The sequence below is a fragment of the Rhodobacter sp. P2_H5 genome (genome assembly GCF_056403335.1).
Genome location: NZ_JBFUFS010000008.1, coordinates 96,902 through 118,523, shown reverse-complemented (window position 1 = coordinate 118,523; position 21,622 = coordinate 96,902). Strand labels below are relative to the sequence as shown.

20 protein-coding genes are annotated in these 21,622 nt (G+C 58.0%); 5 read left to right on the top strand and 15 right to left on the bottom strand.

All coding sequences use genetic code 11. The features are described from left to right. Positions 1-146: 146 nt before the first annotated feature. From AC1DVR_RS12945 to AC1DVR_RS12905, 9 genes are all read right to left on the bottom strand, one after another. Positions 147-842 (bottom strand): HD domain-containing protein, encoded by a 696-nt coding sequence (locus AC1DVR_RS12945; protein ID WP_478000993.1) that lies wholly within the window; start codon positions 840-842, stop codon positions 147-149. Positions 843-1,818: 976 nt separating this feature from the next. Continuing rightward, the gene (locus tag AC1DVR_RS12940) at positions 1,819-2,490 is read right to left on the bottom strand and encodes a ferredoxin (RefSeq protein ID WP_478000992.1); all 672 of its coding nucleotides are present in this window, start codon (positions 2,488-2,490) and stop codon (positions 1,819-1,821) included. Positions 2,491-2,716: 226 nt separating this feature from the next. Then, a complete protein-coding gene (locus AC1DVR_RS12935; RefSeq protein ID WP_478000991.1) occupies positions 2,717-3,049 on the bottom strand; it encodes a hypothetical protein in 333 nt (110 codons plus the stop codon). 358 nt (positions 3,050-3,407) lie between these two features. After that, entirely contained in the window at positions 3,408-5,768 is a 2,361-nt protein-coding gene (locus tag AC1DVR_RS12930; protein ID WP_478000990.1) for an AAA family ATPase, read from the bottom strand. Then, entirely contained in the window at positions 5,761-5,982 is a 222-nt protein-coding gene (locus AC1DVR_RS12925) for a helix-turn-helix transcriptional regulator (RefSeq protein WP_478000989.1), read from the bottom strand. Before AC1DVR_RS12925 ends, AC1DVR_RS12930 begins: the two co-directional genes overlap by 8 nt. Next, positions 5,983-6,150 (bottom strand): hypothetical protein, encoded by a 168-nt coding sequence (locus tag AC1DVR_RS12920; RefSeq protein ID WP_478000988.1) that lies wholly within the window; start codon positions 6,148-6,150, stop codon positions 5,983-5,985. It abuts the gene before it with no gap. Positions 6,151-6,192: 42 nt separating this feature from the next. Then, positions 6,193-6,951, bottom strand: coding sequence for a sigma-70 RNA polymerase sigma factor region 4 domain-containing protein (locus tag AC1DVR_RS12915; protein ID WP_478000987.1), 759 nt, complete (start codon positions 6,949-6,951; stop codon positions 6,193-6,195). 98 nt (positions 6,952-7,049) lie between these two features. After that, positions 7,050-7,265 carry a hypothetical protein gene (locus tag AC1DVR_RS12910; RefSeq protein ID WP_478000986.1) on the bottom strand — a complete coding sequence of 72 codons (216 nt, stop codon included), beginning with the start codon at positions 7,263-7,265 and terminating at the stop codon, positions 7,050-7,052. A 96-nt stretch (positions 7,266-7,361) separates the two neighbouring features. Further along, the gene (locus AC1DVR_RS12905) at positions 7,362-9,521 is read right to left on the bottom strand and encodes a hypothetical protein (RefSeq protein ID WP_478000985.1); all 2,160 of its coding nucleotides are present in this window, start codon (positions 9,519-9,521) and stop codon (positions 7,362-7,364) included. 360 nt (positions 9,522-9,881) lie between these two features. On the opposite strand from AC1DVR_RS12905, the gene AC1DVR_RS12900 reads away from it, so the two are divergent. Genes AC1DVR_RS12900 through AC1DVR_RS12890 form a run of 3 tightly spaced genes read left to right on the top strand, consistent with a single transcriptional unit; the run spans position 9,882 to position 12,024 of the window. Next, positions 9,882-10,331 (top strand): DUF2924 domain-containing protein, encoded by a 450-nt coding sequence (locus AC1DVR_RS12900; RefSeq protein ID WP_478000984.1) that lies wholly within the window; start codon positions 9,882-9,884, stop codon positions 10,329-10,331. Next, positions 10,328-11,644 carry a recombinase family protein gene (locus AC1DVR_RS12895; RefSeq protein ID WP_478000983.1) on the top strand — a complete coding sequence of 439 codons (1,317 nt, stop codon included), beginning with the start codon at positions 10,328-10,330 and terminating at the stop codon, positions 11,642-11,644. The genes AC1DVR_RS12900 and AC1DVR_RS12895 overlap by 4 nt, the downstream gene beginning before the upstream one ends. Beyond that, positions 11,641-12,024 carry a hypothetical protein gene (locus tag AC1DVR_RS12890; RefSeq protein ID WP_478000982.1) on the top strand — a complete coding sequence of 128 codons (384 nt, stop codon included), beginning with the start codon at positions 11,641-11,643 and terminating at the stop codon, positions 12,022-12,024. The genes AC1DVR_RS12895 and AC1DVR_RS12890 overlap by 4 nt, the downstream gene beginning before the upstream one ends. Before the next feature lie 188 nt (positions 12,025-12,212). Here the strand turns inward: AC1DVR_RS12890 and AC1DVR_RS12885 are convergent, their stop codons facing one another. The 4 genes from AC1DVR_RS12885 to AC1DVR_RS12870 are packed head-to-tail and all read right to left on the bottom strand — an operon-like array spanning position 12,213 to position 16,516. Next, positions 12,213-12,584, bottom strand: a complete 372-nt coding sequence (locus AC1DVR_RS12885) for a hypothetical protein (RefSeq protein WP_478000981.1) — start codon at positions 12,582-12,584, stop codon at positions 12,213-12,215. Further along, entirely contained in the window at positions 12,581-14,569 is a 1,989-nt protein-coding gene (locus AC1DVR_RS12880; RefSeq protein WP_478000980.1) for an AAA family ATPase, read from the bottom strand. Before AC1DVR_RS12880 ends, AC1DVR_RS12885 begins: the two co-directional genes overlap by 4 nt. Then, on the bottom strand, positions 14,566-14,778 hold the full coding sequence (locus AC1DVR_RS12875) for a hypothetical protein (protein ID WP_478000979.1): 213 nt from the start codon (positions 14,776-14,778) through the stop codon (positions 14,566-14,568). The genes AC1DVR_RS12880 and AC1DVR_RS12875 overlap by 4 nt, the downstream gene beginning before the upstream one ends. Further along, positions 14,771-16,516, bottom strand: coding sequence for an AAA family ATPase (locus tag AC1DVR_RS12870; RefSeq protein ID WP_478000978.1), 1,746 nt, complete (start codon positions 16,514-16,516; stop codon positions 14,771-14,773). The genes AC1DVR_RS12875 and AC1DVR_RS12870 overlap by 8 nt, the downstream gene beginning before the upstream one ends. Positions 16,517-16,929: 413 nt before the next feature. Between AC1DVR_RS12870 and AC1DVR_RS12865 the strand changes: the two genes are divergently transcribed. Further along, the gene (locus AC1DVR_RS12865; protein ID WP_478000977.1) at positions 16,930-18,693 is read left to right on the top strand and encodes an AAA family ATPase; all 1,764 of its coding nucleotides are present in this window, start codon (positions 16,930-16,932) and stop codon (positions 18,691-18,693) included. 10 nt (positions 18,694-18,703) lie between these two features. Next, positions 18,704-19,942, top strand: a complete 1,239-nt coding sequence (locus AC1DVR_RS12860; protein WP_478000976.1) for a hypothetical protein — start codon at positions 18,704-18,706, stop codon at positions 19,940-19,942. A 16-nt stretch (positions 19,943-19,958) separates the two neighbouring features. On the opposite strand, the gene AC1DVR_RS12855 is transcribed toward AC1DVR_RS12860, so the two are convergent. Beyond that, complete coding sequence (locus tag AC1DVR_RS12855) at positions 19,959-21,200, bottom strand: DNA-methyltransferase (protein WP_478000975.1); 1,242 nt, start codon at positions 21,198-21,200, stop codon at positions 19,959-19,961. A gap of 140 nt (positions 21,201-21,340) precedes the next feature. Next, positions 21,341-21,529 carry a tyrosine-type recombinase/integrase gene (locus AC1DVR_RS12850; RefSeq protein WP_478000974.1) on the bottom strand — a complete coding sequence of 63 codons (189 nt, stop codon included), beginning with the start codon at positions 21,527-21,529 and terminating at the stop codon, positions 21,341-21,343. Positions 21,530-21,622: the final 93 nt, after the last annotated feature.

The window sequence follows — 21,622 nt, the reverse complement described above, 5'->3', positions numbered from 1 at the left end:
TTGCCTCGAGCGCATGACCGACCCAAACACATACGTTTCTGTCCCTGACCGATACGACCGTTTTTGACCCACTGGTTCTGTCCATGGGTTTCTGATCCGAACTCGAAGGTCTGCTGTGAAAGCCATTTTCTATAACAGGGGACGGATCAATCTCCGCCACCCTTTCTAAAGATTTCCGCCAGCAGACGGTCGCGAAAATCCTTCATCCAAACAGTGCGCTCCTCTGCCAATCGCCGCCCTGTGGCGGTCTGCATGGTTTGGGCGAGCGTGAACAACTTGGTCTCAAGATGATCGAGCGAAAAGCGCCGGTCGTCCAGCGCGCGGTTTTGGGCCATCGGGTCATCGGCATCGAACAGCAGTGCTCCGGTGGCGCCGGCCACATGAAACATTCGGGCTATGCCGATGGCGCCCAACGCCTCCAGACGGTCTGCATCCTGCAGGATCTTCGCTTCCAGTGTCACAGGGACGATCCCTGCCGAAAAGCTGTGGGCGGCGATGGCATGGGCCACGGCCTCCAGCTTGTCGGTCGGAAAAGCCTGCGCAGCGAGCCATTCTACCGCCTTCTTGGCCGAAAGGGTGGAGGCCTGCGCGCGGTTGGGCGAGATTTTAGCCAGATTCACTAGGTCATGAAAGAAGGCCGCAGCCTCCAGCACCTGCAGATCGGCGGGCTCGGATGCCGCAATGAGTTGGCAGTTGGCCCAGACCCGGCGCAGGTGGCCCAGATCATGCGCACCATCGGTCTGCCCGCCCCAATTGTCCAGCACAGCCGATTCGTAAATTGCACTCATCGCCTCTCCTAACGGGCTTGCGCAGCAGGCGTTAACGGCAGAAAGTTTTGCCAAAGAAGCTGAGCAGCACAATCACGAGGGACTCGATCAACCATCATTGCTATCCCTCTGACATTAAAAAATACAGCCCTCCGGTATGAGTCAATGGCAGCTTTGCGGCTCGGAGCGGTCGTTCGGGCTCACGGGAGCCAATCTTGCCGTCCGATGTCGCCTATGCGGACGAAGTGGGCATTCGGATGTTCCCAAGTGCGCTTGTCATGTTTTGACTTGGGCAGGGTCGCTGTGAAGGCCCCGGCACCCTTCGGTCGCTGAAGCCGCTAGTCTGGGATGTGGGTGCCTCTTCCCTTTGCAAGGTCTGGTTGCTAGGGTCAACGGTGAGGGCAGCTCTGCTGTTTATCAGTATTGGGATTGGTCGCTGCTTGGCCGTGAAAGCGCCTAAAGCGCAAAAACCGGAAGATAGGTGAGCATGAGAAGAAGGTATCTTGTTCTGTTGGCTTTGGCGTTTGCGGCAGATAAGACTTACCTATTTATTTTAGAGCGTTCCATTCTCGCAAACAATCGCTTGATTGAGGGTTTCATCAGTGAAACTCCCCACCCGATCAGGATTGCTCCGTTGGGCGATTTTTGTAAGACTGCAGGCGGCTGGGGGCCCTACCAATACAAACTCTGCATGCACCTTGACTCAATACCGCCGGGATGCCAGATACCCACCTTCGGTGTGCAATATCTACCCCCAACTGGACTCTTTTCATTCTATACGGAAAAATACTATCAGGAAGAGCTCAGATTTAGGGTTTGGATATTAAAAATAGACAGCAACGGCAATGTCTGCCGAGATTACCGGTAGGCCGTGAGGGAGCAAAGGGCTCGGAGCGGTCGTTCGGGCTCACGGGAACCAATCTTGCCGTCCGATGTCGGCTATGCGTGCAAACCGCCCAATATCGACAGTGAATGAACGGCCGATACTTTGAAAGGCGGGGACTGGCCGCTTTGGCGCAAGCGCGTTGCATAGCGGTCATTCACGACTTGATTAGATCGGGGTAGAACGTTCACCTCTACGCTCAGAATTTCCGTTCGCCTGCCAACTGATCGCCATTGCGCCGCTGGACCTAAGCCAATCATCGACCAGCCAGGCGAGGCCAACCAGCGCATTCTTCGATCCGAGGACTGCGGTCATAGTCTTTTCGTCCTCCGTGCATTCGAAGGTGACTGAATGAAAATTGCGTTCAAACCAAGATAGACGGACGGTGGTGCGGCCCAAGGTCGCTGGAAGGACTGTCGTTCCCTTTTGCCGTTGACTACGGCGAAATTCCTCGGCGACCTTTGCAGCGACACTAGGTCCGTTCAGAACGCCCGGCAAAGTAAATGTGACGCGATCCCGCGCCAGAGGGACGGCGTTGGCCGCTCTGGGATCATCGGCCTGAGCCGACATTCCTGCTTGACCAAGCCTGCTGAGGATTACCTCATCGGTGCCAGAATAACGGATGCAGTCAACCTCACTCGACCACATGGCCCTAACTGCTTTATCGACCTCGACGTCAGTGATGGGTTGACGCTTTACTCGGCAGTCGATCTCTCCCGTCTCGAAAAGTTCAGGGGCGATTGATTCAGGAGTTCCGCAAAGCAGGCAGCAACCAGGCTCCACATAGAAGTGTTCTTCTGCGCCTTCAGGAGTCAAAGGGCGTTTTGCCTTGCTCTGCATAACCACACGCTAAGAACTATTTCAAAGGGCTGCAATCAGTTTGGTCTTCAACTGGCGGCGGCAACCGCCTTCGACAGTGCAATCCGACACTGGCCGAATTCCAGAAAATCGTCAAGAAGGGCTCCTGGCGGCCATTCTGTGCTGTCACGGATGAGACCCTCACTGCTAGCCGTGGGTTGCCAGTCTTGGAGTATCTGCGTCCACATATCGGCGCTGCGCCATATTCTCAGCCCGGCGTCTGTGGGAACGCCAAAATCGCAAGCAAAGCGCGGCGCAACTGGCGCTTCTGATCATCAAAATTCAAAGCTACCAGAGCGGCAATGAAGTCGTGCTCGATCCGGGCCAGACGCGGTAAGTCAACATCGTTGTCGGCCATGGCAGACCGGTAAGTGTAAAATGCGGTATGCACCCAAGCCGCAGCGTCGGGGATCGCGCGGGGGTGCTCACCAGGCGGGGCTCCTTCGACCAGTTCAACCAGAGCCTTGACCGCTGACACCCTCTTCTCCCGGTTTTCCCTCAGCAGAGCGTCTGGTGATAGTTCGTCGATCACAGCCATCATCCGTGCCTCCTGCGGTTAATGAGAACAATACAGGAACATTGCCACCCTCAGAAGAGTCGGGCAAGAGGGGCGGACGTCGGTCGACGGAGTTGTCCACAACAAATCAGACGCGCGGAATTGCCGCCCGTACCAAGCTTCGTTCGCCAGCGGTTTCGCTTTACCTTTGCTTGTTCTCCAGGCTCGCACTCCGGCTCGATTAAATCAGCAAACCAGGGGGCTGTTGCTCCACCCCACCAGCAACGTGGTGTCACGCTACACCCCCACCACCCCCCCTTTAGGGGGTGGGGGGTGGAGCACCACGTTTTTGCTCCACCCCGCTCCACCTCTGCTCCACCTCTCCAACACAGGGGTGGAGCAATCATTTTGCCCATTCGCCCACCACAATGCAGGGGCGGCTGCGGCGGGCTTCGTCTTTGACGTCTCGCTTCATGAGGGCACCGCTCTTCAGCCAGGCCTCGATCATGCGCTTGATCCGCTTCCGATCGTTGGCGGCGTTGAGGCCAAGCACTTCGGCCACGACGTCTCCAACCCAAGAGGTTGACTGGTCGCTATACCGCAGCGGCTCCGGCGCGGCTTCGATCGCGTTCTGCACGGCAAGAAGGTCGCGCACAGAGATGTCATCGAAGTCATCGGGCCAGTCCCAGCTTTCAACAACGCCGACGCTGTCGCCGTTCCCCAGATCCACTGATACCACGCGGCGCCATTCCCGCTTGCCAGGTGGAGCGAGATTGGCCTTGTCGCGCACAAGTGCAAAATAGACCGATGTGTCCGACCCAGCAATTCCCGCCCGCTCGCGATCCTCAGGCGTCATGCGGTTCAGCACACGTCCACTCCGCGCAGCACCAAGCAGGGCGGAGGCGCCACGGGCCGCCTCACTGGTGCCATCCTCCCCACCCAGTTTCCTCGTGTGGTGCACCAGTTCGACGGCGCAATTGCAACGCTGGGCCAGAACTGCCCAATACTGCTTGGCAACCAGGTCGATGGCGCCATTGTCGTTCTCATTCACCTGATGAGACGACACGAATGGATCGACGATCAGCACATCGATCTCCCGCTCCATGATCTCGGCGGTCATGGCATCGAGTTCGGGGATGTTGACCAATGTCCCGTTTCGTACCTGCATTGCTGCGCAGAGCGGCCGGTCCCGACCGCTGTCGATGAAGAGCCGCCCCCCCAGCGCATCCGCGGTAACATTGTGGTGGATCATCGCAGCGGTAACACGGCGCCGCAGTTCGTCGGATGGGTCCTCGAGATTGTAGACCCAGGTGCGCAGGGGACCCTGGACCCATTCACCGACCAGCGGCCGTCCGGAGGCCATCGCCAGCGCCTCGATGATGCTGTTGGACGACTTGCCGACGCCACCGGGTGCGACGGTCACCGAGACCTGCTGACGCAAGAGATGCCGACCGTAGAGCCATGGGCGTGGCGGAATAAGGGAAGGCTCCACCCACTCGAAAGGCGTGGGAAGGGCCCGGCTGATGCGATGCCCTGCGGTAGTGCCATCTGGACCTATTGCACCGAATGATGAGAGAGAGCCCTCTGGATTGGTGCGATGCCGGACGCTGTCATCTGACGTGCGCGGTACCGTCTGTCTCCCGGCGATCCGCGCGGCCGACATGGCAAAATCCTGTTGATCGCATTCTTCGCCATAGGCGCGCACCGCGGCTTCGAAAACTCCGGCATGCTCGAAGGCCACGTAGAGATCAAAACTGTCGCCAAACCTAGCCCCAGTCTTGCTCGGCGAACCGAGCCCCGCGCTGGCGTCGCTGCCGCTGAGACTAACCCAGTAATCGCCGTAATCGCGCGTGGCAAAGGTTCCGCTCGTCTGGTGCGGGGATCGCCAACTATCGGTTTGCCCGAGGCGCTCGTAACCATACCGTGGCAAGAGATCGGAAATCTTGTTCGCGGCGTTGAACCGTTGCACTGGCGTAGCGCCCTCGGCAACCTTGGGAAGCTCCGATGCCTTCTGCGCGCGTCGCGCAGCAACTTCCCGTCTGGCCTCTTCGTCCGCCGCGCGTTCATACATGCAACGGCGCGTCACTGGATGATCCTGCGTGAGGTTCAGCGGCTTGCCGCGGAACACCTCCTGCTCGTAATGGTCACCCCGGTTTGGCAGGTAGACGATCTGCCCAGTGAGCGCCAGTTTCCGGTCAGGTACACATGTGCCGCCGCTGGCTTCCTCCAGCAAATCGAAGAATGCCAGCGCCATCTCACTGTAGTCTGCCCCAGACAACGGTTGGCTCAGCGGAATCAGGACGCGCCAACGCCGGGCTTCCTCAGTCGAAGATCGGGTGGCATAGATCAGCCGCGAAACGCCTGGCACGACTGCCTCCAGCACCTGCTGGAGATCGCTGAGCGCCATGTTGTTCTTGTCGACATCGATGCAGAACCACCAAAACGAACCACGCTCGCGCTGGACGGCATGATCGCGCGCGTCGAAGCCAGTATAACTCGACGACATGAACCAGCGCGCCGAAGATTTCGGCACGCTCTGCGGTGCCAGAACCATGGCGGCAATCTCGCGACCTGTGATGGTGCTGTAGTCCAGTCCTACCGAAGCATGCAAATTGAGGCGACCATCGCTCAGCGTGATCGCGTGCGTCTCGCTCTGCCCTACGCCAGTCGGAAATAATGCCTGTGGCCGTTGGCCGGCAGCGGCAGCGCCGTCGTTTTGGGGCTCGCAATGGGCCGCCGAGCGATCCACTATCGCGTCAGTCATGATTGCCCCCTTCTGTCGCTCGATGGCCGTCTTCCCAGGCCAGCACATCCTCGCGGCGGTAAAGCACACGACAGCCGAGGCGGATCGGCATCGGGCCAACACCCAATGCTTCGCGCCGCTCGATCGTACGGATGCTGACCCGCCAAAAGACGGCAAGTTCCGCCCGGGTCAGCCGGGACGGCAGGATGGCGGATTGGGGATCAGGGCCTGCCATTCAGTGCAGCGCCTGCGCAAGCGCGACATAGACGGCGAACAGCGCCCCGCCGTCGGCCATGACGCCCACATCCTCGATCCGGTATTTGCGACCGGCCAGAACAACTTGCGCCAGATCCCAGGCCCGGTAGTAGCCGGGCAACTTTTGATAGTTCGGTTCATCGTCCATGTTTCGCCCCCTTCAAGGCCCGAACTCGCGGGCATCTGCAGGTCAAAGGCCAATCGGTGGCGGGGAATGGGACATGTCGGAAGAATTATCTCGCATGGCGGTGAGTTTCTTCATCGTGCGTTGATGCCGCTTGCGCGCCGCCTCATGAGACAGGCCAAGCGCGGACGCGGCCTCGGCCTGATTTTCCCCCAGCGTGATGATACGCAAAAAAAGGTCGCTATCGCGGCCCAGAACGGGCAGCAGGCGGCTGCGCCATACATCGCGGTCCGTGATGTCGTCGTCGCGAAGGGGCGCCGTGACCACCTCAAGGCTGTCGAACATCGGCAGTTCGATGCGCCGCTGTGCCTTTCGATCCAGATAAGCACGCCGAAGATCGCGTTCGGTGTTCATGATCAGTGTCGCGGCAACTTTCTGCACCGATGCAAGGTCCAGGCGACGAACGCCGATCGCGACATGCCCGAGGATATCATCGGCCAGATCATCACGATCCAGCGGCCAATCGCGCCAAAGACGATACCGCACAGCATCAAGTCCGGGCCAAAGCGCGAGGATCAGGATGACGGCCGCCAGCTCTGAGACGGGGCCGCTGGCTTGCACTTCTACAGCAAGGGCGCGCACGACGGCATGGCGCTGCGTCGACGGGTCGGTCGTGCTGTGCTGCCGCTCCAACAGCGCATCGATGCAGGGCGCCGCGGCCAAAACTGCATGACGCGTCTGCATCTGCCCAAAGAGCAGTTCGGAAGAGCGCCGATGGCAAAGGGCAAGGAATTGCAGATGGAACGCGGACCATGAGGTGCGCATGATGTCCAGCCTTTCGGCCGGGCGTCTGGCGCCTCACGGGGGCTCTGGGTTTCAGGGGATCAAAAGCGAAACGGGCGCCACTGGGGCGCCCGGGATGGTCAGGTGCGGTTGAAGGTGCCGCAACCGCGGCAGGTCGCTTCGACAGGCAGGGTCACAAGGTAATCGTGACCGTGAACACGCACCTGCAGTTTGCCGCCCCGGCGCACGCCGAGCAGCTTGCCGCATTCAAGGCAGCGCCACTCAGCACCCGACGGTGCCGGACGGTTCGGAGTGGTGGAGCGGGGAGGCAGGACGGGGAAGTTCGAATTGGCCATGAAAGGCTCCTATCGTTGGAGGAGCCATTGAATTGTCATGGCGAATCTGAGTGCGTCAGTGACCCAAATTCAGTTGGTTCTCAGTTGCCACTGCTTCTATGTCGCAATGGCCCAAAGGCCGCGGCCAGCGGAATGTATGTACTTCCCGTTGATTTCTTTCCACTCTTTGCCAAAGGCATTTTGTGGATGGGCCATTTTTGTTCCCATCATGGTATCAGCTAACGAAAGACCGGGCGCACCTTCGCGTAAGGCAGTTACCAGGTTTTCGACGATGGTGACCCTGGCGGCGCTGTCCACCAACCATGCCCGTTGACCAGGTACGATCAGTTGGGCGAGTCCCGCCTTCCATTTCTTGAAAACGACGGTTTCCCCCGCTTTTGCCTGAACGAGTTCACGCGCATAGCTCTGCGCAACTGCAGCAGGATCGATTTCAGGGCTGGTGTCATCATCTGTCAAGCAGGACTGGAGCGCGATGACCGGATGTGTGGCAAGGCTCGTGAAAGGTGCATCTCCGGCGGCGAACACAACGCCATTGACCAGATTCGGCATCCCCCGCAGGTGCCGGTTGACCGCACCACAGATCCCAACGTCGCCAAGCCCAGATGCAAGCCAGACCGGAACCGAGCGACCATCGACGAGAATTTGACCGAGACGCCAGATCCGCTCTGCCTCCCTGAAGATTTTCCCGGTTCGCTGAAGGGGCGAGAGAAACTCCGCCAACTTCTGCACGATGCGCTCGACGTCGATATCGTATTGCTCGACGAAATCCGCATGGACTGTTGCGGCGGGCGCTCCATCGGCAGCATTGACCTCATGCGTGCCCTCATCTCTAAGAACACCAATTTCGCCGGACTGTATGGGACCATCTTCCTCGGTTAGGCGGATGTCCTCCAGACCCTTGCGGCGGATCAGCGCCGCCTGAGACAGCATCGCGATATTGGCACCGAAATATCCCAAAGTGTCGCGGTCGGCGAGTGCCCCGTGGTCGAGAAGTTTGAGCAGTGGCCTGATCTGCATCGAAAATTCTTCCTGACGCAGGTCACGGAAGCGCTCCATGATCTTCCAATGCGCGAGAAGCGCCTCGCCAATATTCCGCCTTTCCGGTTCCCGCTGGTTGGCGATGGAACAGCTGTTCTTGCCCGAAACCGTCATGCCAAAGCTCGACAACTTGCCGTTGCCTTGTTTCACGTATTCGATATGGATCTTGGCGTGGGTGATCCGGCCGGAACCGGGCAACCCTTTGGCAGCCCCCAAGACGCGCGGCGCAAGTTGTTCCGCCTCCTTGCCTGCCCGGGTTCTAAGGGTCAGGAATTGGCCATTGGTGCCCATCGAAATACCAAATTCCACAACGGACACCTCCTTGACCTGATCACAGAGATGGGCCGGTGCGTCGAGGTGCAAGGAATTGCGCAGAGGCCAGAGGCTGAACACCTTCCAGCTCAGGGGATCGCTCTTCAGATCGACGCCGAGGACGTCGACGGCAAATATTTCTGCGATCCGCTTCCGGAGCAATCTATCCTCCGAACAGATTTCGATCAGACCGGTCGCGGGCGTATAGCTGAGTACAATTTCCCGAGCCGGGAGGTAGGTGAGCTGATCTATACCGCGATCTTTTTTATAGGTCCTGACGCTGGTGAATTGACCCGCGGTAGTAATCGCGACGACCCACCTTGCAAGCTCGCCCTCCGTCAATGGATCCAACCATGCCGTCACTTCGCAGCCTTCCGACAGATCAAGGTCCTTTGTGAGCTTCTGCGCCAGGGCCACAGAGTCAAAGCCGTCTCCCGCAAAAGGGCGCGGCGCCGACAGGCCGAACGTGTCGAAGAGCCGTTTGACGTCACGGAAATTACGAAGTCGGTGCGTGCGGTCCACCCGGTTGAAGAACGACCGAGCGAAGAGATAGCGCCAAGCGCTGCGCGCGATTTCAGCATGACCATTCTGGCAGTCGGCCAGTTGTTCGTGAGACAGAGCATCCGGCGCCATCAATTCTGCCAGCCTATCAGGCACAGCTTCAGCCTGATCGAGAATAAACGCGGCAACCAGTTCGGCGTTCTTCAAGTACTGGACTGGGAGCGCCTCAATGACAGTTGCAAGATCACGCGGATCGGCAGGAGGCGGAACGTTGGCTACGTCGCTTGGCTGTCCTTCAAGTCGGGCGGAATTCGCCTGATTGACGAGGATCATAACCCAATCGGTCGGCACATGATCCACGACCTTCTTAAGCCGTGGAAAATCGTTAATTCGTTTGCGCGCCATGCCCGATCCTGCTCTAGGAGAATTTCAACCTGACGGTGAATGCTGCGGCAACTGGCTCAGATTTTCAAACGGAATCAGGTGGAGGGATTTCTTTCCGGGCATGTCCCATTTCCCCTCTCCGATTGGCCTTTGACTGGCAGATGATCTCGAAAGGTCTGCCATGTCCGGTCCCAATCCCCTTTCCGCCCACCTGATGTCACCGCGCGAACGCCGCGAGGAACTGTGCAAGATCCTGGCCTTCGGCCTGATCCGCCTGAAGCAACGCAATGCAAGCCAACTCTCTGACCGCACTGGAGAAAGTTCGCTTCACATCCCGCCCGACCAGAGCGGTAGTCGCCCTGCAACTCACCGGAGATCCGCATGACGACCGATCATATCCCCGCGCGTTTGGCCGCGCTGAAGACCACATCGACGCCGGACCTGAAGGCCCAGTGGCGCGACCTCTTCGCGACCGAACCGCCGCCGTTCAACCGTCGGTACCTTGAAAGCCGCCTCGCCTACCGCATTCAGGAACTGGCCTATGGCGGCTTGAAGCCCGAGACGATCCGTCGGCTGGAGGCCCTTGGCGAGGAACTGGATGGTGGCGATCGCAAGAAGAGCCGCATCCGGGCGGATCTGAAGCCCATCGCTGGAACGCGGCTCATCCGCGATTGGCAAGGCGTCGAGCAGGTCGTCACCGTACTGCAAGACGGTTTCGAATGGCAGGGCCGGCCCTACCAGTCGCTGTCGGCCATCGCCCGCGCTATCACCGGCACGCGCTGGAACGGTTGGGTGTTTTTCGGGCTGAAAAACCATCGGAGGGCGGCATGAACGCACTGGTCAAACCCGACAAGCCGGTGCGCAAGCTGCGCTGCGCGGTCTACACTCGGAAATCTAGCGAGGAAGGGTTGGAGCAGGAGTTCAACAGCCTGCACGCCCAACGCGAAGCCTGCGAGGCCTATATCGCCAGTCAGCGGTCCGAGGGCTGGGTGCTGGTCCGCGATCAGTACAACGATGGCGGCATCTCAGGCGGCACGCTGGAACGCCCCGGTCTGAAACGGCTGCTGGCCGATATCGCGGATGGGCTGGTCGACGTGGTGGTCGTTTACAAAATCGACAGGCTTAGCCGCTCGCTCATGGATTTTTCTAAGCTGGTCGAGGTGTTTGACCGCAATGGCGTGACTTTTGTCAGCGTCACGCAGTCGTTCAACACCACCACCTCTATGGGGCGGCTGACGCTGAACATCCTCTTGTCCTTCGCCCAGTTCGAGCGCGAAGTGACGGCCGAACGTATCCGGGACAAGGTCCGCGCCAGCCGGATGAAGGGCATGTGGATGGGTGGTTGCCCGCCGCTGGGGTACGAGGTGAAAAACCGCAAGCTGGTCGAAAACCCTGCCGATGCCGCCCACGTCCGGTGGGTCTTTGCCCGCTTTATCGAGATCGGATCCGGCACCGAACTGGCGCGCGAACTGGCGGCACGTGGTGTCACCACCGCCCGCGGCCACCGCATCGACAAGAAGTTCATCTACCGAATGCTGAACAACCGGGTCTACATCGGGGAGGCGGTCCATAAGGGGACCAGCTATCCCGGCGAACATGCGGCGATCATCGACCGGACCATATGGCACAAGGCCCATGCCATCCTGACGGAAAGTCCCCGCAAACGTGCCGCCAACACGCGCGCCGAAACACCGGCCTTGCTGAAGGGCCTGATCTACGGCCCGGATGGCGCCGCCTTCTCGCCAACCCACACGAAGAAGAGCGGGCGGCTCTACCGCTACTATGTCAGCCAATCAGTCCTGAAACATGGCGCCGGCGCCTGTGAGGTCAGCCGGGTGTCCGCCGGGGAGGTCGAGGCTGCAGTCATCGGCCAATTGCGCGCAGTCTTCCGTCAACCGGAAATCATCGCGGGCACGTTGAAGGCGGCGCGGGAGAAAGATGTGGGGTTCAATGAGGCCGAGGCCCGCGAGGCGCTTATCCAGCTTGATCCCCTGTGGGACGAACTCTTCCCCGCCGAACAGGCGCGCATTGTCAGGCTCTTGGTCGAACGCATCGACATCGGCACCGACGGCATGGCGCTCCGCCTGCGGGTCGATGGCCTGTCAGGGCTGGCCCGCGATATGCGGGCGAAGGAGGTGGCATGAAGGTCGAGGTCCATCCAGCAGACGTGATCACGGTTCAGGTTCCATTCCGACTTGTGAAACGCGGCGGGCGCAAGGAAATGGTCCTGCCGGAAGGGACGGCCCACAAGACGAGATGCACCGACAGCACGGTGGTCAAGGCGCTGGGACGGGCGTTTCGATGGAAGCGGATGCTGGAAAGCGGGGGGTTCGCGACGATCGGCGATCTGGCGGCGCATGAGAAGATCGCACCGAGTTACATGACCCGGGTGATGCGGTTGACCCTGTTGGCACCGGGGATTGTCGAGGCGATTGTTGAAGGGGGGTGCGAACTGGGCATGGCAGAGTTGCTGGAGTTGTTCCCGGTGGAGTGGAACGTGCAGTATGTGGCCATCAGGTTATGAGCCGAAACGCCAGCGATTACAATAACTTAAGCATATCAGATGGTTACGCGATAACCCTTTGAACCGTCGACGCTTTTCAACCGCACCGCGCCGCAGCCACCCGCAGCGGGTGGGCCCAAACGGTGAACAACGTAGTTAGACAGGTTGACCTATTGTTGACCCGAAAGAAAGTACAAGCACCTGTTCCTTTACACTTTCAGCAGATCTTCAGCCTCTCTGAGCAGTTCACCAAACTGGACATCTCCACCTGAATGAAGGCGGCCAAGTTCTTGCGCACCCCACTCAGCGTAACGCTCTAAGCTACGATATACTGGCTCGTCTGTCATACTTCGCAATGCTGACACTGCGACAAACAGTGACCGATCAGGATCAAGCGTCCCTATGTTGAATACGGTTGTCCGACTGAATTCGCCTGACTCGAAACCACCATGTGCGATCCCTAGTCCAACAGCAAAACGATAGGCGTCGAGAACGCGATGAAAGACGCCAGACGTCTCAAGCGCCCGAAGCACCCCAAGACCCGCATTAGAAAGTCCCACTGTGGTCGGTTCCGGGCTCATATTGTGACTTCTCGCTCAAGCACGATAGATGACTGGCGCGAGGACTGCCGCTCAATCCGATAAATCCGAGAAATCCGATGACTTATAGAGGGAAGGTCTCGATCACGGTCCATCTCGCCCTCGTGTACCAACAGGATAACTTGCTCTGCCATTTCAGGCAGATGCTTTAGGACATTCGCTCTGTGCGTCCAATCAAGGCGACCGAATGGCGTATCCATAACGATTGGACCTCCGCGGCGTCCAGCCTTATTCAGACCATCAATCAAAGCGAGGGCGACAATCTGCTCAGCACCAGCGCTCCTCTCCGTCACCGAACGGCCTTTCTCATCCAAAATTGTCAGACCATAGTTTTCATTGATTGAAAGGCCTCCAAAGTCGGGCTCAGACGTTAGGCGTATAAATGAGTCGGCCGCATAGTCCTGAACTCGTCTACGTTGCCGATCGCGAAGACGATCAACTCCCGCAGTGAAAATCTTATCGAGCGCACTATACGCAGCAACGAGCTTGCTACTCCGCTGACCACGTGACTCCGGGTTTCGGGAAAGCATCCTGGACAACTGGTCAAGCTTTCGTCTCATCGTTGAGATTTCGGACTCTCGAACCTCAATTTCCTTTTGAAGGCCGATTGAAACTGCCAGCTTTTGCTCGCGCTCACTTCTAAGGCGCTCAACGGCCGCCGGTTCAAACTCTCGAAGCGAAGCGCGAACCTCTACAAGCGAGGCCCGCAATGACGTCTCTTTTAGAAGAACTTCACGTGTCTCCTTCTCAGCAGCTAGAACACGATGGGCCAATCCTAAGCCCTGAATACGAGCCAACTGCTCAATCTTGCTAGAAATGACGCTAAGCTCGCTGAGATTCTCTCCGGACTGCGCAGCTCTCGCTTCGATTTCTTGAAGCTTCAACATTACCAAATGGCTCTCAGCATCATGAATTCCTTGCTCACAAAGAACGCACCTTCTGTCTGCCAAGACAGTGCGCAGGTCAGCGATCCGCGAAGAAGTTATCGCGCTCGCTCTAACCGCCTTAAGCGCAGCATCACGATCGTCCTCAAGTCCTCGCCTTATCATCGCCAACTGTGGCTCAAGAAGGTCACGCCAAGCCTCTTGCAGCAAATCAGCTCGACGTGCTCGCAAGCTCTTAATTTTGGCGACAATACTAGCCAGTTCAAACTCAAGATTCCGAAGTCGTTCGCTTTGCTCAACGGCGGTTGTCATGGACTCAAGGCGCTCCAGCAAAGCAGAAGTCTCCTCGCGCAAGAGCCGAACTCTAGCTTCAAGGCCGCCCTTCTCCTTCTGCGTATCGGCTATACGCGACTGCAGAGACCGTTGTTGTTCAGCTTGGGCCGTCAGTGTTCTAAGTTGCTTCAAGTCCTCCGACTGTCGCGCTTGCGCCTGCGTCAGTAATGTCCGAATCTCTTCGCCTCCCTTGGTCAGCGCGGGAAGACCAAGAACATGTTCAATTGCCTGTTTAATTTTCAATGCAGAGTTCTCATCACGAACGAGCATCTCGTACTCTTGAAGTAACTCACCATCGAAAAGAAAGAATCGAGAAATGCCCTCAGGCATCAATTGATTCATTTCGAACGCTCGATCCTGACCTGTAACAGGGATTCCGTCCTTTCGCAGCGTAAAGATCTCCTGCAGCTCTTTGCTCGAAACGGGGTGCGCCACATGTTGAAAGGGGCGAAGCTCGCGCCGGAGCTCGTATTGCGACCCGTTTGCGTCCAGTTCAACCGAAACGAAAAGCGACCAATCACCGGCTAGCTTCGCATCTTCATTAATCAGGTCCATCCGATCTATCTGACGAGATTGCCTCGCTGTTGCATAGCCAAAGAAGGCAAAACGAATTGAGTTCAGAAAGCTCGTCTTACCACGCATATTGTCTCCATAGACGACAACCACGTTGCGACTTCCAGACGGCATCTCCATAGTCTGAACGCCTCGATACGGCATAAAGTTCTGAACTGTGATTTTCGTCAGCCTCATGATGAGCCTACTTTGTTACTATCGACCTCGGCCTCCACGGCTTTCTTCGCCCCAAGAAGTACTGCGTCCCGCTCAGTGTCAAACTGAAACCGACGCTGAAGTTCATATATTTCGCGAACGAGCCCCTCACTGATGAGCGCCTGCTGTTCCAATCGCAACTGCAAGAGGATTTCTAGCACTACATCGTCGCGATCAGGAGATTCAACCATAGATAGCTCCCTTCGGGATCTCTCGAGGCCACGCACTTTCGCTTCCCTCGACCGCTGGTAGGTCTGCAATCAATTGTGAAAGGCGAGCATCCTTGAGTTCTGCTGAAGCTACAAGAAGATCGGACTTATTTTTCCCACACGTCTCTTGTAGTGCATCTGAGACTTTCTTTAATAGCTCTTTTCCGAGAGATGATTCAAATACAGGCAAAGATTCAAATAACTTCAAGCTAGACTGGCAATTCGCGCGATCATCGTTGTATAGGGAGTACTTTATTTGATCTCGTTTCGACCTAAACGAGTCATAGAAAGTTGTTTTGAATTTCGCCGCTATTCCGTTGATCATAGCCTCTACGTCTTGTGGCTGAAGGTCAGTGCACGAACTTATGTGGGCCGGATTCAAGAAATAGTGCTCAACATCAGAGTAACTTGTTAAGAACACACTATATGCCTTCCCATTCTCCGGGAAAGCAGCCATAAATCTTGCTTCATCCTCCGCAGTCATGAAGTCTCGGTCACGGTGGATTATTACCCGCACCCCGGGCTTCACCAGATTGATGAAGCGAGATAGATCGATTGCTGAATTGAACTTTGAACTTGTTCTATAACTATGTATTAAAAACTGGGCAGGCTTTGCGCCATTCGCCTCAAGGAGCACGCGTAGATAGCTTGTGTCAGTATCTTCAGTCAGTACTATTGTCGCACAGCCTGTTGAGTAGAACCTCTCGGCGCCTTCAAGCGCCCCGAGACCGACCAGCATTGATATTCTATCTTTGCCTTGCTCGGGATGAACTGATCCGTCATCAATCCAGACGAAGTTGGTATGCTCTGAATTCTCTAGTTGATCTAGAATAGTCCTTGAATGCGTTGCCAATAGCACCGATGTTTCACCACCTGCTGCGATTTCTTTAAGTGCTGATGCAATCATTCTCTGATTGTTTGGATGAAGGTGAGAATCAGGCTCATCGAGGAGAAGCAGCGCCGGGGAAAAGTTTACAACGTAAGCAATGATTTGGAGATACTGCAACACCCCGGTCCCAAAAGCTTCAATGGATCGCGAAATCCCATTTACTTCAATTCGAGCATCTATAACTTGGTGCAATTTTGGGTTGAAATTTACCTCGAGTCTTCCATTTGGAACAATTCTCTGAAGGAGATCGTTTAGGCGCTCGCGACGCTCTGGTTTCTCATGAATCCGAAGCAACACATTTCGAAGATATAGATTCGCCTCACCTCCAGCTATTCCACGCGCTAGAATGGCATCAACACGGTACTCCTCCCTAAGGGGAATTCCCGCCAGGCCCGGCACATAAATGGAGAACGGCCTCGAGCTGTCAGAAAACATCTGGGTGGTTCGCTCAAGGTCGGTAACCTCCAGTACAATTGACTCACCAGCCCCCCGCGATACTTTTACCTCGTATTCGAACTTTGAGGCTTCACCTGCTTTGGCCTCTTCGAACTCGAATGCAACCGAAATAGGTGGGGCGCCCTCTACCAATCGGTCTTCATGGGCGAGGTCCCAGAATTCCCGCGTTGGCTGATAGCGAACCTTGTCCGGGGTAAATGTGTCGGTTCCAACCTCCGCTTCGGACTGAAGTAGCCCAACCGCAAAGTGCGCCGCTTGGAGTACACAACTCTTTCCCGAATTGTTCCCTCCGACTAACACGGTCAATGGAGAAACTGGCACAGTGGTGCCTGCTATCTTCTTGAAGTTCGCGATCTTAATTGCTTGTAACTTCACTCGGCGATCCCGTTTCGTTCTAACACATCCACAGCGTCTTGTCGGCCATCCATGGGTAAGAAGGCCTGTCCACTTTGAGCATCGTAGGCGCGTGGACCACATCTCGCAAGGGTGGGCGGAAAATGGCCCCCCTGAGTGCCTCGTGATCACCGCGGCGGCCGCCCGAGGCTCTAGATGCGTTTATACACCCGCGACTTGCACGACCTCCGTGCAGAGGTATCTGCAAGTTGAGACCTGCGACCGCTTTGCGGCAACTTCGCTGGCTCGCGAACGCCTTCCGACGTTCTGTCGCGTTGCACGGCCCTTCGAAGGTCAAACTTCGAACGGAATTCTGGTGATGGACCTCGCTCATCTGGCTCAGTACAATCAGGCTTCATTGGCGCAGCGGCGTAACCGCTGTCACAGGGGGCAACGTGGCATCGCAGATTGCAGGTTTCGAAGTTGACTTCTTTCGTTGGTTCAAAGATCGTCTGAGGGATAAGGGTCTTCAGTTCTCTCAGTGCGGTTTCAAATTGGGTACCAGCCTTGGCTCCCGTCATGAGATCAATTTGAAGACTGGCTTTTGGAGAGAGCCGAATTACTCAGCGAACAAACCGCCGCGATGGCTTTACCAGATCGAGCCCGATGGCGCGGGCTGGAAAGCTGTAAATCCTGCGAAAGGCCCACTGAATCTGGGCGCAATCAATGCCTCGCAGGAAGACAAGGCAGGTGTAGTGTTCCGCCTGGTGCCACTCTTGCGACAGGGGACGAACGACTATTTCCGCGACGATAGCCTTGAAGTCCACGCCCTATTCGTTTTCCACGGGGCAACGCCGCAAGGCTCCTCGGCTGAACCGTTCCATTTCGACCCCGATAGCGGGGCGATGAAGTTCAAGGGCGCTGCCCTGCCCTATCTGGTCGCTGGACTTCTCGCGGTGCAGCCGCGCGACCACGAGGTCGAGGTGACGCTCAACGGCACGCTTCGCAAGGTGACCTATGGCGAAATGATCAACGCCCTGGCGGCGGACATCATGGTTTCCCCAGTAGGCGGATCGGCGGGACCGATCCCGGTTTACGACCTGAGCGACAAAGCTGAGTTTGAACGGCTGAAGAAGGACATCTCGGACGCCTGGACGGCAGCGGGACCGGTGGCCCCTCCGGCTCTGGCAGCAGGCTCTAGCCTCCCTGACGAGGAAGACGAGGTTGCGGATGACGACGAGATCGTCGCGGCCGCCTCGCTGCATATCCCCGAGATGAGCGATCTGCTGGGTATCGACCCTACAGTCTATCGCCAGATCAATGCCGCGCTTGCCTCGGGCAAGCAGCATATCATGCTTTACGGCCCGCCGGGGACGGGGAAGACGACGCTTGCCCGCCATATCGCCACGGTGCTGACTGGCGGGAAATGGACACTGGTCACAGGCTCATCGGATTGGAGTTCGCAAGACATCATCGGGGGCTATCAACCTGTCGGCAGCGGATCGGTGGCCTTCATTCCGGGGGTGCTGCTGCGCCGCTTTGACCGACCGCTAATCATCGACGAGATGAACCGCTGCGACATCGACAAGGTAATCGGGCCGCTCTTCACAGTGCTGTCGGGGCAGCAAACCACCCTCCCCTATCGGCTCGACATCGAAGACAAGGATAGCCTGCAATATGTGATCCTGCCTGAGAGCAAGCCCTCGGCTGCGGCGCATGAATTTGCACCGGGACCGCACTGGCGCTTGGTGGCGACGATTAACTCCATCGACAAGGCATCCCTCTACCAGATGTCCTATGCGCTCGCGCGACGCTTCGGCTGGGTCTATGTCGATGCCCCCCGTGATACGGCGGGCTTCATGGAAGCCTTCCTGCGCAAGGAGGATCCTGCTTGGGCGGGACCAGCGGCAGGAGCCCCTTGCCCTCTCGCTGCGTTCTGGGCCGCGATCAACACGGTGCGGGTGATCGGCCCAGCGCCCATCATCGACGCGATCAAGGCCGTGCAGGCGATGGAAGAGCACGCGGCCTTCTTTGCCGCTCCGACGCTTTCGATGAAGGAAGCGCTGCTCGACGCGGTGGACATGGTGCTGTTGCCGATGCTCGATGGGATCGTTGTGCAGGATGCGGAGCTTTTGGCGGGAAAGGCTGTCGAGGTCTTTGGGCTCGATGCCGAACAGAGCAGGCGGATCAAGGCGCGGATGGCGTCCGTGGCCGTGTAGTTGACGCGTGATGGAGACGCTCGACCAGGCTATCGGTGACTACGCAGCGGGGGTGTTCCTGCGGTATTTCCGGCACGGGACGCTGGCAGGGACGGAGAGCCCCCATCTCGATCTCGCTCGGGACATGGACTTGCTCAGGGCGCATTGGGCGCTGTCGGAGCCAGTGCGGACTTTTCTGTCTTATGTGCTGACGCATCTGCACGAAGCCCAAAGCCTGCTGCAATTCGTCAGAAGGACGGATGATGCCGTGGCGCGGGGGCGGATCGACGCACGGGGCACAATGCTCGCGCGGCGGGTAGCCGGTCATCCGTCACTGGTGATCTACGAAGAGCCGGTGCGCAGCTTCAATACAGGGCCGAACCAGGTCGTGGCGTGGGTTGTGCAGACGGCTTCGACTTATGCGGCGCGGCTCTTCGCCACTCAGCCTGCGGGCTCGGCCTATGCCCAACTGGTCGAAGAGGCAATGGCGGATGTGACGGCAGTGAAACGCCTCGACGCATTGCGCGAGGTTCTGAAGAGCGTCGCCATCCATCGCAGGCCGGGACCAGGAGCGTTGCGGGACGCGGCGCGGTCGCGGCGGATGATCTACCGATTGGCGATTGCCGCCTATGAAACGCTGGCGCGGGTAGAGGCCGGAGACGAAGAGGCGCTGCGGAGCGTTCTGCTCAGCACTTTGATCGGGCCTCTGGAACAGTGGCGGCGCTTTGAACTGGCCGTGGGGCTCGGGATTGGTGAAGCCTTAGCTGCAGAGACAGGCGAGCCGATGCGCCTTGCCTTGCTTGGCAAGCCATCGGGAGCGCCGGTCATCTCATGTGGGCGATATGACATCTTCTGGCAGGGTGGCGGCGGGCTGTTCACCCCGCCTGCCTTGGAGCCGTCCGAAGAGCGTCTCGAAAGCCTACTGGCAGCTTACGGGATGGCGCTCGCTGCGGACCGGCCGGATTTGGTGATCGCCGACCGGTTTGCCGGTCAGGTGGTAGGGATTGTCGAGGTGAAGTATTTGGCGGGGGACACGGCAAATGCCCGCTTTCGCGAAGCGGCGGGACAGATCGTGCGCTATGCGCGGGGCTATGCCCCGGAAGCGGGGATAGACGGACTTGTCCGCGCCTCGCTCATCGCACTGAGCCGCGAAGTCCCTGCCCACTTGGATGAATCCGCCGCCGCACCCCGTGCGGTGGATTTCGCGGGGTTGACCGATGGACGACTGCTGCTTTGGGTGCAGGAGCGGCTTCTGGCCCCCCCTACCTAGAGCGCAGAGGTAGTGGTTACTCTGCGGCGATCTTCGGCGCGGAATTCTTGCGCATTGTAGCAGGGCGCTGGGCGCCGCCGTCCTCGAAGAGCGGCGCATCCTCTTCGGCAATTGGTCGCGCACAAGGCGAGGCTATCTCGTATGGAATGCCCCGATCCTTCGGCAGGGACTGAAGCGTGGGCTCAAAGCGGGCACGGGCTCCGAGAAGATATTCCTCGGACAGTTCGCAACACGTCCAGCGGCGCTTCAAGTTCTCAGCGACGACGCCCGTCACGCAGGAGCCGCCGAAGGGATCGACCACTAGGTCACCCGGGTCGGTAAGGAAGCGGATGAAGTACTCGGGAAGCTGCGCGGGGAAGCGGGCCGGATGGATCGGGATGTTCTCGGCTCGGCAGTGATCCTGATAGCGCCCATTGGACTCAGTATTGGCGATGGCTAGCAGGTTTGGCGGGACGGAGCCGCCGTTATCCTTGTTGAACTTGTCTGAGATGTCATGCCCCGACGGACGCAACTTGGCCTTGTAGCCGTTCTTCAACAGGTGCTCCATCGATTTGGAGTAGGGCTGAAGAACCCGCTTGTTGTTGGCCTTGGGGTATGGCGTTTTCGAGAGCCACCAGATGGTGTTCACGGCGTCTTTGACGCGCACGCGGCGGACGTTTACCCATTCGGCGGGAGTCGGGAGCTTCGACGGGTTGAACCAGTAATGCTCCTGGCACAGGTGGAAGCCGTATTCTTCGACGAGCATGACGAGGAGCTTGAAATGGTAAAGGCTGCGTGTGGGTTGCCCTGGCACCCATGCGCCGCCAATGTCGATGACGAGGCTGCCTGTGTCCTTCAAGACGCGGTGAAAGCCTTCCGCGAAGGGGCGGAACCAGTCGCAGTAGCGATCAGCATCTTCATTGCCATAGCTCTTCTTGCGCACTAGGCCGAAGGGCGGCGAGGTCATGATGAGATCGACGCTGCTTTCCTCGGCTTTGCTGAAGAGGTAGCTGCGGCTGTCGCCCCAGAAGATTTGCCCGTGAGCGGTCTTTAGAAACGGGCGCAGGAGATCAGCCGGAAAGTCTCGAGGATTGGTCTTCTCCTCGTCCATCGCAAGCCCTTCTTCCTTGGTGAAGCGGCTATGCAGGAAGCGGATATATTCGCTGAGAGAGGCGTACCCCTGTGCGGCGGCGGCGGTTTCGATTTCGGTGCGCTCTTCCTCAGTGAGACGGATATTCGCGTTTTTTGTTCTTGGATTCTCTGCTCTTGGCCGTGCCATCGTATCGATTTCCCTGCTTTTCGTGTCACTCTATGGGACCTGTTTTCGTAACACAACAACCTAATCGGTTAACCGTCACACAAAAACTTTCGAAGCTTATTTCAGATCATCCGAGCAGCGCCAACGACTCATATAGATACTTACTTCTCCACCAGCCTCAACCGCGGCTTTAGCATCTCACCCACGGCGTTGACGCCCGCCCGCAGCGGCGAGTCGATCAGGTGAGCGTAGCGCTGGGTGGTGCCGATCTGGGTGTGGCCCAGCAGCGGCCCGATCATTTCCAGCGAAGCCCCGCAAGAGACCAGCAGGGATGAAAACGTGTGACGCAATTGGGGTCTGAAGTCGTGGACTGCCGCCCTAGCCCCCATTTGACCTGCTTCCCATTTCCTGGACCGAACCGAGCTGGGATTTTCCACATGCGC

Excerpts from the sequence above, each read along its gene's own strand:
- AC1DVR_RS12930 (WP_478000990.1), bottom strand. The coding sequence starts at position 5,768 with ATGACTGACGCGATAGTGGATCGCTCGGCGGCCCATTGCGAGCCCCAA.
- AC1DVR_RS12900 (WP_478000984.1), top strand. The coding sequence starts at position 9,882 with ATGACGACCGATCATATCCCCGCGCGTTTGGCCGCGCTGAAGACCACA.
- AC1DVR_RS12925 (WP_478000989.1), bottom strand. The coding sequence starts at position 5,982 with ATGGCAGGCCCTGATCCCCAATCCGCCATCCTGCCGTCCCGGCTGACC.
- AC1DVR_RS12915 (WP_478000987.1), bottom strand. The coding sequence starts at position 6,951 with ATGCGCACCTCATGGTCCGCGTTCCATCTGCAATTCCTTGCCCTTTGC.
- AC1DVR_RS12935 (WP_478000991.1), bottom strand. The coding sequence starts at position 3,049 with ATGATGGCTGTGATCGACGAACTATCACCAGACGCTCTGCTGAGGGAA.
- AC1DVR_RS12880 (WP_478000980.1), bottom strand. The coding sequence starts at position 14,569 with ATGAGGCTGACGAAAATCACAGTTCAGAACTTTATGCCGTATCGAGGC.
- AC1DVR_RS12905 (WP_478000985.1), bottom strand. The coding sequence starts at position 9,521 with ATGGCGCGCAAACGAATTAACGATTTTCCACGGCTTAAGAAGGTCGTG.
- AC1DVR_RS12855 (WP_478000975.1), bottom strand. The coding sequence starts at position 21,200 with ATGGCACGGCCAAGAGCAGAGAATCCAAGAACAAAAAACGCGAATATC.
- AC1DVR_RS12890 (WP_478000982.1), top strand. The coding sequence starts at position 11,641 with ATGAAGGTCGAGGTCCATCCAGCAGACGTGATCACGGTTCAGGTTCCA.
- AC1DVR_RS12940 (WP_478000992.1), bottom strand. The coding sequence starts at position 2,490 with ATGCAGAGCAAGGCAAAACGCCCTTTGACTCCTGAAGGCGCAGAAGAA.
- AC1DVR_RS12875 (WP_478000979.1), bottom strand. The coding sequence starts at position 14,778 with ATGGTTGAATCTCCTGATCGCGACGATGTAGTGCTAGAAATCCTCTTG.
- AC1DVR_RS12910 (WP_478000986.1), bottom strand. The coding sequence starts at position 7,265 with ATGGCCAATTCGAACTTCCCCGTCCTGCCTCCCCGCTCCACCACTCCG.
- AC1DVR_RS12920 (WP_478000988.1), bottom strand. The coding sequence starts at position 6,150 with ATGGACGATGAACCGAACTATCAAAAGTTGCCCGGCTACTACCGGGCC.
- AC1DVR_RS12895 (WP_478000983.1), top strand. The coding sequence starts at position 10,328 with ATGAACGCACTGGTCAAACCCGACAAGCCGGTGCGCAAGCTGCGCTGC.
- AC1DVR_RS12860 (WP_478000976.1), top strand. The coding sequence starts at position 18,704 with ATGGAGACGCTCGACCAGGCTATCGGTGACTACGCAGCGGGGGTGTTC.
- AC1DVR_RS12885 (WP_478000981.1), bottom strand. The coding sequence starts at position 12,584 with ATGAGCCCGGAACCGACCACAGTGGGACTTTCTAATGCGGGTCTTGGG.